This window comes from Mesorhizobium sp. M7A.F.Ca.US.006.01.1.1 (genome assembly GCF_003997935.1).
In the GTDB taxonomy this organism is placed as follows: domain Bacteria; phylum Pseudomonadota; class Alphaproteobacteria; order Rhizobiales; family Rhizobiaceae; genus Mesorhizobium.
Window position 1 is genome coordinate 1 of sequence record NZ_RZQL01000525.1, and the last position, 607, is coordinate 607.

1 protein-coding gene and 1 pseudogene are annotated in these 607 nt (G+C 61.1%); one reads left to right on the forward strand and one right to left on the reverse strand.

Features of this window, described 5'->3' with window-relative positions; translation table 11 throughout:
• Window positions 1-190 (reverse strand): annotated as a pseudogene (locus EN943_RS38755) (hypothetical protein); the annotation flags it as partial.
• Window positions 191-292: 102 nt separating this feature from the next.
• Here EN943_RS38755 and EN943_RS37310 point away from each other — a divergent pair.
• The coding region (locus tag EN943_RS37310) for an arginase family protein (protein ID WP_206522898.1) at window positions 293-607 on the forward strand (315 nt) is incomplete at its 3' end.

A 607-nucleotide genomic window follows, 5' to 3' on the forward strand; every position in this document is an offset into this window, starting at 1 on the left:
GCTCAATGGCCGCCTTGGTCAGCGAGCCATGCCGGGCCGTTGCCTCGAAGGCGCGCAGCGGGTTGAGGGGCGGCAGGCGATTGGTCATGGTGTCAACTTTGTTGTGAGATTTTCTCACAGAAACCACCCTAACAATATCAATTGATTTTTCAATGCCACTGCCAGACACTTGAGTTCGGAACAGCATCAAGACGTGAAATCTGCAGGCAGCCAGCGGGACAGCGGCCCGGCCGGATGACGGTCGGTTCGCAGGCGTCACCGGCGGCACTGCATCAGCCCAGGAGGAGCGGATATGGGTTACGATCGTGGCAAGCTCGACGCGTTGCGTCGCAAATATGGTGAAAGCCATGGCGGCGAGATGTTCGACCCGAAATTCCGCAAGGTCGCCGACAAGATCTTCTCCAAAAGCGGCACGCGGCTGGCGCCCTATTCCGGCATCCCGACCTTCCTCGCCGCGCCCTACCGCGAAATATCGGCCGACAATCCGGATTTCGGCGATTTGCAGGTGGCGATGATCGGCGTGCCGATGGATCTCGGCGTCACCAACCGGCCAGGCTCCCGCTTCGGGCCAAGGGCGCTGCGTGCCATCGAGCGCATCGGTCCCTAC